12 protein-coding genes are annotated in these 14113 nt (G+C 41.8%); 10 read left to right on the top strand and 2 right to left on the bottom strand.

Features of this window, described 5'->3' with window-relative positions:
* On the bottom strand, positions 1-1263 hold a 1263-nt coding region (locus tag F6K52_RS09205; RefSeq protein ID WP_293076630.1), incomplete at its 3' end, for a caspase family protein.
* A gap of 110 nt (positions 1264-1373) precedes the next feature.
* Here F6K52_RS09205 and F6K52_RS09200 point away from each other — a divergent pair.
* The 3 genes from F6K52_RS09200 (at position 1374) to F6K52_RS09190 (ending at position 4023) form a co-directional block, all read left to right on the top strand.
* Complete coding sequence (locus F6K52_RS09200; RefSeq protein WP_293076628.1) at positions 1374-1829, top strand: hypothetical protein; 456 nt, start codon at positions 1374-1376, stop codon at positions 1827-1829.
* A 306-nt stretch (positions 1830-2135) separates the two neighbouring features.
* The gene (locus F6K52_RS09195; protein ID WP_293076626.1) at positions 2136-3698 is read left to right on the top strand and encodes a hypothetical protein; all 1563 of its coding nucleotides are present in this window, start codon (positions 2136-2138) and stop codon (positions 3696-3698) included.
* Between the two features lie 157 nt (positions 3699-3855).
* Positions 3856-4023 (top strand): hypothetical protein, encoded by a 168-nt coding sequence (locus F6K52_RS09190; protein WP_293076624.1) that lies wholly within the window; start codon positions 3856-3858, stop codon positions 4021-4023.
* On the opposite strand, the gene F6K52_RS09185 is transcribed toward F6K52_RS09190, so the two are convergent.
* Complete coding sequence (locus tag F6K52_RS09185; protein WP_293076622.1) at positions 4020-7655, bottom strand: NB-ARC domain-containing protein; 3636 nt, start codon at positions 7653-7655, stop codon at positions 4020-4022. The two genes, F6K52_RS09190 and F6K52_RS09185, sit on opposite strands and share 4 nt — an antisense overlap.
* A gap of 821 nt (positions 7656-8476) precedes the next feature.
* On the opposite strand from F6K52_RS09185, the gene F6K52_RS09180 reads away from it, so the two are divergent.
* The 7 genes from F6K52_RS09180 to F6K52_RS09150 all read left to right on the top strand — a co-directional run bounded on the left by F6K52_RS09180 (position 8477) and on the right by F6K52_RS09150 (position 14084).
* Positions 8477-9013: a helix-turn-helix transcriptional regulator gene (locus F6K52_RS09180; protein WP_293076620.1), complete on the top strand. Its 537-nt coding sequence runs from the start codon at positions 8477-8479 to the stop codon at positions 9011-9013.
* Positions 9014-9167: 154 nt separating this feature from the next.
* A complete protein-coding gene (locus F6K52_RS09175; RefSeq protein ID WP_293076618.1) occupies positions 9168-9641 on the top strand; it encodes a helix-turn-helix domain-containing protein in 474 nt (157 codons plus the stop codon).
* 78 nt (positions 9642-9719) lie between these two features.
* Positions 9720-10637, top strand: coding sequence for a nucleotidyltransferase domain-containing protein (locus F6K52_RS09170; protein ID WP_293076616.1), 918 nt, complete (start codon positions 9720-9722; stop codon positions 10635-10637).
* Positions 10638-10643: 6 nt separating this feature from the next.
* Complete coding sequence (locus tag F6K52_RS09165) at positions 10644-11402, top strand: nucleotidyltransferase domain-containing protein (protein ID WP_293076614.1); 759 nt, start codon at positions 10644-10646, stop codon at positions 11400-11402.
* A gap of 349 nt (positions 11403-11751) precedes the next feature.
* Positions 11752-12821 (top strand): ISKra4 family transposase gene (locus tag F6K52_RS09160; RefSeq protein ID WP_293076612.1). Its coding sequence is split into 2 segments (ribosomal slippage): positions 11752-11926 and positions 11926-12821, totalling 1071 coding nucleotides; the frame shifts between segments, so codons are not numbered across the junction.
* Between the two features lie 242 nt (positions 12822-13063).
* Complete coding sequence (locus F6K52_RS09155) at positions 13064-13330, top strand: hypothetical protein (protein WP_293076610.1); 267 nt, start codon at positions 13064-13066, stop codon at positions 13328-13330.
* A 178-nt stretch (positions 13331-13508) separates the two neighbouring features.
* Positions 13509-14084 carry a Uma2 family endonuclease gene (locus F6K52_RS09150; RefSeq protein ID WP_293076608.1) on the top strand — a complete coding sequence of 192 codons (576 nt, stop codon included), beginning with the start codon at positions 13509-13511 and terminating at the stop codon, positions 14082-14084.
* Positions 14085-14113 lie beyond the last annotated feature (29 nt).

The following is a 14113-nucleotide window of genomic DNA, read 5'->3' as shown; positions in this document are numbered from 1 at the left end:
GAGTGATCGAAAGTCAGAGCGCATAGCGATTAACACAATTAGATTGTTGGTATTCTCGATTAATTCAATTAAACTATTAAAGAATTCCTGGCGTTGGTCAGGTTGACTCATAGTGAAGCACTCTTCAAACTGGTCAACAATCATGACCACCGGTTCAGAAGTCGCTACTAGAGTAAGACTAGAATTGCCTCCGTTTTTCTCTAAAAGCTTTTCCTTTTCCACCACCTCCTGTAACCTTTGCTTTGGTGTTTCTTGAGGAGTAAAAGGTTCCAGATAATGCCAGCGATCGCTTCCAGGAATAGCTTGCCCTAACTTCAGCTGATACAATAATCCTGCTCTGAGTAAGGAAGACTTGCCACTGCCGGAAGCCCCTAACACTACCAGCAGACGGTGTTTAGTTTTAACTCGCTCAATTAACTGCTTGGTCAACTTAGAGCGACCGTGAAACACCAGAGCATCCTCTGGTTTAGCCGTAAAATAAGACAGAGACCGGTAGGGGCACTTATCCTGAAAGCTCAGTTTCGGAAACTGGGTAGTCAGTAGAATAGCTTGTTCAGAGTTAGCGATTAAAGGACGTTGTCCAGTCCTTGACATCCGCTGCTCAATAAACTCCGCCAAATTATGACTATTAACAATACCATCGGGGTGATTTTCCGGATTTAATCCTGCCAGTAACTCCCTGGTAAATACTCCTTGTTCATGGCTAATTTCTATTCCCGGTTCAAAAGAACGAGTAGCAGTAATTAAGCAGTAAGCTTTATCAGTTGGGATAAATGGGAGCAAGCTTAGTAACTCGCCACTGTAGCAACAATCTAACCAAATCACTACCTGTTTGACTGGGCTAGTTGCGATTTGCTCACCCAACTCCCGCAGAGGATAGCCATAAATTCCCACATCAGGAAAGGCATCACTAGTGACTAAGAAAACTTCCTCAACTCCATCCACCTCTTGTCTACAGCCATGGCCTGAAAAGAAGAATAGTGCGGTTTCTGGAGGTTGGTTGGGAGCAGGAGGATTAAACAGATTAGCGACTGCTGACCTTAATTCCTCTAATTTTACTAGTCCTGTGCTCGATGGTCCCCCTGCTCCTTTTTGGGTCAACCCAAGGGGTAAGTCCTGAATCCGAAACGGTTCATAGCCATAGTGATCTAATTGTTGAGCGACATTTTCCCCATCTAATGCCGCAACGGTCAGGTCGTTAAAGTTGGTGTATTCTGGATAACGGTTAATGCCAACGATTAGGGCTTCCCATTCCGGTGTCATTGGAGCGAGGTTGTTGATTTTTATTAGGGTAACATACTATCGCAATTTTCAGCACTAGGCTGATCCTTCGTGTATAAAGATGATAGTGATTGAAGTAGTGGCAGTGGCTGATGAATACCAACAAAACCTTATTAGCTTTTTTACTGGCTCTGACCGATTTAGACACACCCTTGAGTCAAGGTGAGAATAAGAGCATCAAAGAAATTGGCGATCAACTTGATGCCCAACCTTTGGCCTGGGAGAGGTATACCAAACCCAAGCTGCTAGAGATAATTGCAGCCAATCCTGAGTTAAATCAACGTTACCAAACCTATTACAACCAACTTGACACTACGGTCGATATTCCCCCAGAATTACTCCCAACAACAGCGGAAATCCAGCCAGTCAATAAACCTAGCTCTACTTTGATTAGCAAAGGGATTAAACCTAAGTCATCACCCACCGGCTATGACCAACAAATTAATAATATTGTGATTGTTGTCAGTCGTACAGAACAGCCAGAAGCAGCTGTGAAACAATTACCCTTGGAAAAACTTAAACAGTTTTTAGGGACTTCTAAAAAGTAAAGTACCCAATTCGGTAGTCGGGAGATGGGAATATGGGGAGATGGGGAGATGGGGGAATAAAATTGAATGTAGCTCGTAAGTATGATCAACCCTATACTCAGAAATTGCGTCAGTTTTTGAATGAATAAGAGTAGAGTGGGCATCCTGCCCGCCCGAAAATAAGCAGGAAACTGGCAAGATGCCCATTAACTGGCAAGATGCCAGTTCTACCAAGATGCCCCTTAACTGGCAAGATGCCAGTTCCACCAAGATGCCCCTTAACTGGCAAGATGCCAGTTCTACACAAGATGCCCATTAACTGGCAAGATGCCAGTTCCACCAAGATGCCCATTCCACAGGATTTTTTGCCTGCTCCCTGCTCCCTGCTCCCTGCTCCCTACTCCCTGCTCCCTGTTCCCTGTTCCCTGTTCCCTGTTCCCTATTCCCTTTGCTATAGTGAGCGATCTAATCTTTCCAACTCTGGATTTATTTTTATATGACTTACGAGATGCTCTCAACCTAACTGAAGCTGAGAAGCAAGAAAAGCAAGCTAAGTTCCGAGCTAAACTGCCAGCAGATAGTCAATTCTCTGATCCTGATCTAGAAACCAAATATTTAGAACTACTCCCTAGGCAAAAGTACTATGACTTTACGACAGCAAATAATACCCTAGAAGGGTACTACTACCCTGTCCGCTTAAATGATACCTATGGTTTGCAAATTGATTGTTCCATTAACAATCAAACTGACCCCCAAACCTCTGACTGTTTTGCAAGACTGCGAGCCGAAATTGAATGGAGATTACAAGGAGAAAGGGCAACCCTAGGGCAAAGTTGGATGCTTTCTGGATGGTTAGCGAAAACGTCGAGCAAAAGCTATGAATACATTGCTCAATCCTGTTATCAGGTTTTCCAGACAGCGGCGAATTGGTCACAAGATTTACAGGGAGAATCAACACCGGAAAGTTCGACAAAACAGGAAAAAGACATTGCCAAATCTGGTGATAAGGTTTTCGATAAAGTTGCGAATTGGTCACAAGATTTACAGGGAAAAGGTAGCTTATTTGGTGGTCAAGTTTTTGAGCTGTGGCGATATCAACCCCATAGTCAGAGCAACAGCCATGTGATCATTATGATATTTCCTGACCAAGCAAGTATGGAAAAGGCAGCGGAGTTGTATACGGATTGGATGGGTCTGTTTAGTTATAGAAACAAAATTTTATGGGCTTACAGCCAAAGTCGCTTAATCAAAAAGTCGTTGGTAAATTTCTATAAGCAGGTTGAAGCCAATCAGAGAATTATCGCTGACCAAAACGCTTCTGGCTTTAGAGACGAAACCCTCGCCGCCAAACTCGATGACATTCAAAAGTATTTAGGGAACTATACCCTGGATTTGCCTAAACTAAATTTTCAAAACCAAATTATCGAGATTAATTTATTCAATTATCAAACCCGTTTAGAAATCATCAACCAAAAATGCCAAGAATTAGGTGCCGATAATAATCTGAAGTTTTTAGAAACGTTTAGTAAAGAGGTAAAGGAAAATTACCTATTGCAGGTTACTAAAGACTATGATATAATGGAGGTTGCCTTAAGATTGCTAGAGACGAGGCTCAATGCCATTCGTAGTCAAATTGAGCTGGAAAAAGCAGAACGCGATCGCAACTTCCAGACTCTAGTAACGGTAGTTGGTGCTGGAACAGCGGTTACAGCTTTAGTGGATTTTGAAGGGAAGCAGTGTCAGAATGTATCCAAGCTGATCCCACCCATGGAGAAGAGCTGTGACAACCCTTTGATCAATAGTGTGATAGTACCAGTTGGGCTAATCGTGATCTTTGGAGTAATTGCTTTGTGCTTGAAAAAAATCTTATCAGGTATTAGGTTGGGTTGAATTGAGATGGCAGATGGTGGGCAGTGCTTAGCAATGGGCTTTGGTCAGCAAGTGAATCTCACGGATGCACTGCCGACCCTACATCTGTTCCGAGATCCGTAGAGTGGGCATCCTGCCCGCCCGGCAATCTTGGGCATCCTGCCCGCTCGAAAATATATTGAAACTGGCAAGATGCCAGTTCTACGCAAGATGCCAGTGTCTTGATGCAGTCGCTCATGGGGGAAACCCCCAAGACCGCGCTGCATCGCTTCTACGCAAGATGCCCATTCCACAGGTGCGACCCGTGGCACCGCTCCCGACTACCGACAACTGCCACGAAATCTAATCAATTGCTCCCAAGGCTTTCAGGGACGTAATAGTTGCTTTTGTTAAACCAGTAACACCTGCGATATTCATGCCCTCATAGGGTCTAGGCACTCTCAGGGTTTTGATACATTGAGCCGTCTCCATATCCCAAAACCTAATTGTGCCATCGTTGCTGCTACTGGCGAGCATTAAACCATCTCGACTGAAAGCAACAGACCATACCACATTAGTATGTCCATGGAGAGTTTTGAGACATTCACCTGTCCCAACATCCCAGAGCTTACAGGTTTTATCATAACTACCACTAGCGATCAGTTTACCATTAGGGCTGAACGCCACTGAGCGTAAGCGATGGGTGTGTCCGCGCAAAGTGTTGAGACATTCACCAGTGCCAACATCCCAGAGCCTGACAGTGTTGTCTTCACAGCCACTAGCGAGAATTCTGCCATTTCCACTAAACACAACGGACTTGATGATATTTCGGTGTCCGTGCAAAGTACTCAAACAGTCACCGGTGTCAACATCCCAGAGTTTAACGCTTTGGTCTTCACTGCCACTGGCGAGGGTTGTGCCATCTGGACTGAAAGCAACTGACCAGACCAAACTCGTGTGTCCTAGTAAGGTGTTGAAACACTCACCGGTGCTAATATCCCACAGTCTTACCCTCTCGTCATTATGACCACTGGCTAAGATTTCTCCATTGGGACTAAAGGCCACTGAAAGTACCCAGTTCTGTCCGTGGAAGGTGTTGAGGCATTCACCAGTGCTAATATCCCAGAGTCTTAGGGTTTGGTCTTTAGAGCCACTGACTAGGATTGTACCATCTCGATTGAAGGCAACAGAAAATATCAAATTGGTATGTCCTCGTAAGGTATCGAGGCATTCACCGGTACCAACATCCCAAAGTCTTAGGGTTTGGTCTTCACTGCCACTGGCGAGGGTTGTGCCATCTGGACTGAAAGCAATAGACCATACACCATTGGTATATCCTCGAAACGTGTTTAGGCAAAGACCCGTGTTAATATTCCATAGCCTTACAGTTTGGTCATCACTACCACTTGCTAAAGTTACGCCATCTGGACTAAAAGCAATAGACCATACGCCATTGGTATGTCCGTACAACTTATTGAGGCATTCACCGGTGCTAAAATTCCATAGCCTTACGGTTTTATCATCACTACTACTGGCGAGGGTGGTTCCATCTTTACTAAAGCCAATTGACCGTATGCTTTTTGTATGTCCCCGCAGAATCTTAACGCATTCACCGGTACTAATATTCCATAGCCTTACAGTTTTGTCATCACTACTACTGCAGAGATTAGTTCCATCGGGGCTGAAAGCCACTGACCTGACCTGATGAGAGTGTCCTTGCAAGGTGCTGAGACATTCACCTGTATCAGAGTCCCAGAGTTTGATAGTTTTATCTTCACCGCCACTAGCGATCATGGCACCATCGGGACTACAAGCTACGGCTCTTACGGTTTGGGAGTGCTCTGACAAGATGTTCAAGCATTCACCGGTACTCACATCCCAGAGTCTAACGGTGTTATCACCACTGCCACTAGCAACAATTGTGCCATCTCCACTGAAAGCAACTGACCATATTCTACTGGTATGTCCTCGCAAGGTGTGGAGGCATTGACTGGTAGCAATATCCCAGAGCCTGACGGTTTGATCTTCAGAGCTACTAGCCAAAATCTGAGTATCTTCACTGTTACCATCATCTAGCCTAGTAAAGGCCAAAGACCATACCCAACTGGTGTGTCCTTTCAAGGTTAAACGGTATTGACTATCAGCAATTTGCCACAGATGAATCTTTCCCATGCTATCACCTGCAGCCAAAAGCTGGCTATCGGGGCTAAATGCTACTGACAAAATACTACCAAAAGGTTGAGTAAAAACTGATTTAGCGATGGTAGCATTAGCGAAGTTTACATCTAGCAACTCTACCCCCTGAAGGTAAGCTTGCCAAATAGTAAGATTAGAAAAATCATAACCCCTTAAATCAGTTTTAAGTTGGCAGAGCAAATTAAGGATATTAGCGGGTGCATAGCCTAGCTTTGGCACGAAGTTTTCTCTTATCTTTGAAAGACTACAATTTAGGGTTTCCTCCAGACGATCTTGACTAGTAAAGCTAGCGATTAGCCGCTCGATTACTGGTTTTAGGAGCAGACGGGATTGAGCTTCTCGAACGTACTGTTTTGCCAAAGCCTTCAGCAAACAATGAGAATTAAACAGAGCTATTTTATCTGTCAGTATTTCCTGACTAACCTGCTCAATTACTGTCTCAGTCATGTACTCGATCAGCACAGGTTGTAGGGTAAAACCTGCTGAACTTTTTTCCAAAGGTAAACGTCTTTGCAGGGATTGCAGTGTTACTGGTAACTGTTGTTTAGCCACTGGTGAGAGGATATCATCTCGGAGTTGGGCAAGGGAAACTGCTTCCCGATTAATTGCCAACCAGTACAGAATGTCCTTTTCGTAGTCTGATAATTGCTCAAAGTGCCAAGTTAATACATCACGAAAGTCATCGAAGACGGGGTTTCCTTCTGTTAAAAAATCGCCAATATTCCCCAAAAATACTTCATCAATATGCTTAGCAACAATTTCTAGGGATAAAATATTACCGTTGTAAAACTCAATCAGTTCTTGCCATTGCTGATCTGAACCAGAGAACGAGGCAATGGAATTAAATATTTTCTTGCCATTTACAACATCAAAACCGCTTAATTCCAGACAACGAACCGGTCGTGTTTTGCCTTCAAGTCTGGCAATGGCGTGGGGCTTCTCTCGGCTGGTGATCAACAAGCAGCTTTGATGGGAGACTTCTCCAATTTGTCGGAACAGTTGCTCATACTGCTCATATCCCTCTCGATATTGCCCAGGCTTGTCACCACCTTGTAAAATTGACTCCACATTATCCAGGATTAGCAAACACCGATGCTCACGCAAATAGTGAAGTAGTCGTGATAGTTGAGCATCTAGGGTGTCTGGTAAATCGGTTTCTACCTGGTTGGAGAGAAATTTGATCAGCTCTTCGAGGATTTTGGTAATGGGAGGAGCATTAAGTAGCGATCGCCAAATCACATACTCAAACTCATCCTGAATGCCATTGGCTAGCTTCAGGGACTGATCAGTTTTGCCAATTCCACCCTTACCTAGCTTCAAGGAGAGTCCAGTTTTGCCAATTCCACCCATTCCTAAAATTGCCACCACTCGGCAACGATCCTGGAGAATCCATTGCACTAGGGTAGCTAATTCTTCGGTACGTCCAAAGAAAACTGGCACATCCGGCGCTGCTGACCAATCTACTCGATTTGAGGGAATTTTAGTGGTTGTCTTCTGGATTGAGGACTTAGGGAGGTTGTTCTCAATCACATATTCCCAGTTAAGTCCTAAAACTTGGCAAAATACCTGGAAAACTTGGGCATTAATCGGTTTTCCTTGCAAGAAGCGTTTCCAAGTAGCTAGGGAGACACCAGGAGCATAGATTTCTTGCAACCCATACTCCGAGGATGCCCAGTCGATATCTGGATTTAAGATCTTACTCGCCTCGACCAGCCATCTGTGATCCTCTATCGTCCATCCCTTTCGGTTTCGATACTGTTTAATTGTTAGTCTTCCCTGTCGAGAAGCTTGTAAAGATGGCAAAATCTCACCTCAGCTATAGGATTTACAAATAGGTCATGAAGAATCTTGCTGATGTCTCATAACATCAAAAACTCTTTAGAGCTCTTTCTTACTCTTCCCTGTTCCCTGATCCAAAGTTCCCGGTCCCGGTTTCGACGGGTCTGCTGTTTACATCTCAAAAAAAAATGCATACTATATTAGAATCGAACCAATTACCTAAGCTCAAGGAAATCGCAGCTAAACTCTGGTAAACGCCCTTAGGCATATTCCAGGTCTAAGACGCTATTTTAAAGGTGTTGCATCCTACTCGTACATACCCCCCTAACCCCCCAAACTAAGAGGTTGAATTGAATCAAAGTCCCTCAGATTTTGGATTATAACCGCCCTATGCCAAACATTTGGTACTTCTCAAACATCCTTGCTTCAGGTGCGACCCGTGGCGAATTGAATTCGCCAAGTAAGAGCAGACCTAACACAGAATCTGAATGCGCTACGCGCACGCTACGCAATGGGAGCCTCTGTCTTTAGACAGAGTCCCTTGGGTCAGTAACAAGATCGCCCAACACTGAAGTGCGTTCTTAGCATTAAGAATTAAATTCCCCACGGGTCGCGCCCCAGGAAACCTCTTCACAATCCTGTTCACAATCCTTTGCTAATTGATGTGTTAATAATTCAAACTAGAGCCAGTTGAGAGCTCAGAATTATTATACTTTATTTTGCAAATTGTCAAGTGCCACTTTTGGCTCAGTTTTGGCTTAGCCAAAGCTGAGCCAAAACTGTATCTAGCACACTCTTGGCAAATTCGGAATTCTGGATAATGTGTAATTCAGGTTTAAGTAGTCATGGCACAAACAAGGTCAGAACCCCCATTACTGATCCAAGCAATCCTTGAGGGGTTTGTGGATGGGGTGCTGATTCTAACTACTAACCAAGATTGGTTTCATGCTAATGAGTGTGGACGTCGAATGTGTTCTCAAATCAATCAAGGTAGGTCACAGATAAATTCTATTCCTGATCCCATTTGGCGAGTTTGCGAATCATTAATTGATAGTCGTGAGTGGTTTTGCGATCGCAAACTAATTCTCGAAACTGAAATTAAAGTAGATAAGTCAGTTAAAGTTCGGGTTAGGGTTAGATGGTTGACCTTAGAATTATCCCCAGATCCTTACCTTTTAGTAACCCTAGAAGATCAAAATCAATCTTCTCAAAATTCTGCTAGCACTGATGCACTCAAATATGGGTTAACGCCTCGGGAACAAGAAATCTGGTCACTTAAAAAATCCAACTTAACTTACAGAGAAATTGCCCAGCACCTATTTATCAGCATCAATACGGTTAAGAAGCACTTAAAAAATATTTACGCTAAACAAAAATACTGATCTGGTATCACCAGATATATAGATCATGTATTAATTGTTTTAATCTTTTAGGGATGAAATGGTGAGTAGTCAACCTGGTTTTTTTTCATCCCCAGCATCAAAGATATTAACAATAACATAAAAAAATAAATAAAAACATAATTAGTAAAAAAATATGCCAAATAAAAAAAATCAAGAGTTGAATGAGTGGATTAAGAAGAATCCAGATTCAAGAGAATTAAAAAGAGCGCTGGCTGTCAAATTTGCCATAGACGGCTGGGACTATCAATCAATATCCGAAGCTTTAAATGTATCAAAAAGCTTCATTAGTAAATGGAAAAAAAAATTTATTATAGCGGGAATAGAAGGATTAAAATTATCTTATAAAGGGGGGAAAGGCTATTTAAATAAACAAGAAAAACAAGAAGTAATTACTTGGCTGCGAAAACAACCTGATTGGAGTTTTTATGAATTAAAACTTTATTTAATTGAGCAATATAGTGTAGTTTTTAAGTCTCCAAGTAGTTATTATTACTTAATTGCACAAGCCAAGCATAATTGGCAAAAACCAAAAAAAAATAATCCTGATCAAGAACCAGATTTATTAGATAAATTACTGCATTGCTTATACCATAATCATGAATTTTAGGTTTTAGTGATAAATGCTATACTGGTTTAATAGATTAAACTTGTTATAGGGTTTATACAAAAAACTAACTTATAATAAATGAATCCTCACCTAATCTTGCCAGTCGGTACCCAAGTTGTAACTCGTGTGGCTGCTAAAAATTCTGCTGGTGAAACATTATGTGTACAAGGCGCAGTCGCTGTAATAGTAAAAGCACCAACAGATGATTCCCATGCATATCGGGTGCGTTTGACTAATGATAGGGAAGTTACCCTACGTCGCCATGAATTTAGTATTCGTAAACACTTCCAAAAAGAAGGCTTACAGCTCTCGGAAGACTTACTCACAGAGTTAAATTTATATGATCATGTTATCTACCGCTGTGTAGTAGGGTCGAGAGCATTTGGTCTGGATGATGAAAACTCTGATATAGACAGACGGGGTATTTACCTGCCACCAGCTGTGGTTCACTGGTCACTGTATGGGATTCCGGAACAGTTAGAAAACCACGAGACTCAGGAGTGCTACTGGGAGCTTCAAAAGTTTATCATTTTGGCACTGAAGGCTAATCCAAATGTGTTGGAATGTCTCTACACACCACTAGTGGAAACAGCCACTTCCCTAGCAGAAGAATTGCTAGCTATTCGAGATATTTTTCTATCTAAGTTGGTTTATCAAACCTATAATGGGTATGTGATGTCCCAATTTAAGAAAATGGAGCAAGATTTTCGGACTAAAGGAGCAGTTCGATTAAAACATGCTATGCACTTAATCCGTTTATTGCTCTCAGGTATCACAGTCTTGAAAGAGGGGTTTGTACCAGTTAAAGTTGAGGAGTATCGGCAACAACTCCTAGCCATCCGTCGGGATGAAATGCCATGGGAGGAGGTTACGGCTTGGCGATTGAGTTTACATCAAGAGTTTGATGCTGCTTTTGCTAACACAAATTTGCCAGAACGTCCAGATTATGAAGCAGCTAATGAGTTTTTGATTAGAGCACGTCAAAGTAGAGTTTAGTTATATATGAATTTAAACCAAACACTACTAACTGTAATTTCTACTCAACCCCATTCACTGTTATTTGCTACTCTCAGTGGAGCGCATTCGTATGGTTTTCCTTCACCGGATTCTGATTATGATTTGCGTGGTAGTCACATTCTGCCAGTACAGAAAGTTATAGGACTAGAGCCGGGACCGGACACGATTGAAGTTTCGGAAATTCGGGATTCCATAGAACTGGATCTAGTCACTCACGATATCAAAAAGTTCTTTGAGATGCTGCTGAAAAAGAATGGTTATGTCTTAGAGCAGCTGTACTCACCCCTAGTGATTCACACTACACCGGAGCATGAGGAATTAAAAGCGATCGCAAAACAATGCATTACTCGCTACCATGCCCATCACTATCTAGGATTTTCCCGAACCCAATGGAAACTGTTTCAAAAGATGAGTCCATGTCGGGTCAAACCTTTGCTTTATGTCTATCGGGTGCTGTTGACTGGTATCCATTTAATGAAAACTGGGGAAATAGAGGCTAACTTGGTTAAGCTGAATGAGGTGTTCCAGTTACCTTATATTCCAGATTTAATTGCTCTAAAGCTAGCAGGAGCAGAAAAGTCTGTATTGGAAGATACAAATATTGACTTTCATGAGGGAGAATATAATCGTCTACAGAGTCAATTAGAGGAAGCGTCTGAGTCTAGTTGGTTACCAGAAGCACCATCAGCTAAGGATGCTTTGAATGATTTGCTCTGTAGATTGAGAATGGCAAATTTACATTAGACTTCGCGGCAGTTGTCGGGAACAGGGAACAGGGAACAGGGAACAGGGAACAGGGAGCAGGGAGCAGGGAGCAAGGAAGAAAATTTGTATAAAATGCTATAATAATAATTATAAATAAATTTTTAAATGAAAGTAAAACGATTAGCAATTCCTAGTATTCTAGTTGCTATGCTTGTGCTTGGTTGTGCTAGTCAAACCCCAGCAGATAAGACCCAGCCTCAGCAGGTAGCAGGGGATTGTGGTGAACGTCAATGTCAGGAAGTTTTAGCTGGGTGCATCTCAGTTTTGCAAAAATACCAAAATCATGATATTATTGAAAGTGTTCAATTTTTAATAATGACTGAAAGTCATGAACTTGAGTCCAGAAGAAAAACAAGAGCTAAAAGAACATTTAAAAGCTGTTGCTCAACTTTTATATCGCCACACACCCCCAGGAAATAAGCAAAGATTTGAGGATCTAGAAACGACCCTAAGAGACTATATCCAAGAAGAAGTTTCCCCAGAGATAGCTAAGTTTTTTTTTCAGAAGTCAGTCAAGTAAAAATTGGTAGAGCTCGCCGAATAAAAACGATAGTAGGAGAAGTAGAAATCACTGATAAACAGGCCGATTATTTTGAGTTAAAACCTTATAGTCAATTAAGTCCAAAACTGGAAAAAAATGCTTTGCTTATCTGTGCCAATGAATCTTATAAGAGAGCAGAGGAAGATTTCTGGGCAATGACGGGAATCAAAATTTCACATAGTACATTACATAGATTAGTTAAAAAGCAGGAGCTAGATTTACCAGAATCTAGATTAGGAATACAAGAAGTAAGCTTAGATGCAGGAAAAATAAGGTTACGTACAGAGGAAAAGGGTAAACCCTGTGAATGGAAAGATTATAAAGCTGTGTGTTTGAATGGAACATATATAGGAGCTTTCTTTCAAGAAAATCAGGTTTTAATAGATTGGATAAATAGTCAAAAACTTCTCAACCCGTTCTTTTGTAGAGGTGATGGTCATCAAGGAATTTGGAATGTATTTGAAGACCTGGGAGAACCGGATCAAAGAAGAGAAATATTGGATTGGTATCATCTTAAAGAAAATCTTTATAAAGTGGGAGGTTCCTTGAAACGTTTACAACAGGGAGAAAAGCTCCTCTGGTCAGGAAAAGTGGCAGAGACTTTAGATTTATTTAGGGTATTAAAAAAGAAAGCAGCACAAAATTTTTGTAACTATATAGAAACTCATAAGAAGCGAATAATCAACTATGACTACTATCAAAAAGAAAGAATAAGCTCCCTAGGCTCAGGAGCAATTGAATCGGGAATTAAGCAAATAGGAATGCGAGTTAAACTATCAGGTTCACAATGGAATATTGAAAATGTTCCTCAGATTCTTTCTTTACGCTGTGCTTACCTAAATGGGATGCTTTATTAATGATGTTTTTACAAAGATGAGATGCACCCGTTTTAGCTGACCTTGGCAATAGTTTTCCCGAACAAATAGCTGAATTTAAAAAGGAGTGTAGTGATAGCAAACATTTAAGTTTAAAGGTTTTTCAGAATCAAGGACAACCCCAGCAAGTCAGTTTTTTTTGTTGGGATAAACCACTAGGAAATAGCAGTCGCACTGGTACATGGTTACGGGTTTTGCCCTTAGTAGCCAATGATTCTACGTTTGTGAAGCCATTAGTTTGCTCTAACTCTGACCAACAGTGCCAGAAAGTATTGCTTAAATTACGCACAAAAGCTCCAGAGCTAGTCCAGAAAGCAGAATTTAAATGCGCGACTAAACAGGGGTCTTTATTTTTGATAGTTTCTGAGCAAGCCGTCGATATTCGTTGCGGCTTTTTTGCGACCTCGGTTTGGGATGACAATGGCGATGGGTTAGTGGATAATGAAGACCCAGTTAGTGTTGATATTTCAGTGGGTACTTTTAAACGCTAAGATAAGCATTAAGCGGTCAGCGGTCAGCTAAAAGCTCACGCGTGCGCGTTCAGCGGTCAGCTTGCTTATAAAAATAAGGCTAATTTAGTATAATATAAAAAAATACTCCTAGCTCTTTACTACTATTCCCTATTCCCTATTCCCTATTCCCTCTCCGAAATTGCTATAATTATTGATTATGAGTGCTCTTATTCTAAACTTAGCTCCCACCATTGAACTAACTGATGAAAAGTTCTTCCAACTCTGTCAGGACAATAGAGATTTGCGTCTTGAGAGTACCAGCAAGGGAGAACTAATTATCATGGCACCAACGGGATGGAAAAGCGGAAACCGGAATAGCCGACTGACGCAACGTTTGGGCAATTGGGCTGATGCTGATGGAACTGGATTAGTGTTTGATTCCTCAACGGGGTTTAGGCTTTCTAATGGTGCCAATCGTTCTCCTGATGCCTCTTGGGTAAGGCGAGAAAGATTAGAAGCGCTTAATCCAGATCCTGGTAAATTCTTACCAATGGCTCCTGATTTTGTAGCGGAACTCCGCTCTGCTAATGACAACCTAAAGACGTTGCAGGAAAAAATGCAAGAGTACATGGACTGTGGTGTACGTCTAGGTTGGCTAATTGACCCTCAAAATCAACAGGTAACAATTTATCGCCAAAGCCAGGATAGGGAGGTTTTGGAATCCCCAAGTAGCTTGTCAGGAGAGGATGTGTTGCCTGGATTTGTACTAGATTTGTCACAAATTTTGAGCTAATTTTGTTTGTTAATTTAAACGTTATAGGG

Origin of the sequence: Moorena sp. SIO3H5 (assembly GCF_010692395.1) — a bacterium.
Taxonomy (GTDB): Bacteria; Cyanobacteriota; Cyanobacteriia; order Cyanobacteriales; family Coleofasciculaceae; genus Moorena.
Note: the sequence above shows the minus strand (reverse complement) of the source record. Positions and strands in the feature narration are given on the sequence as shown.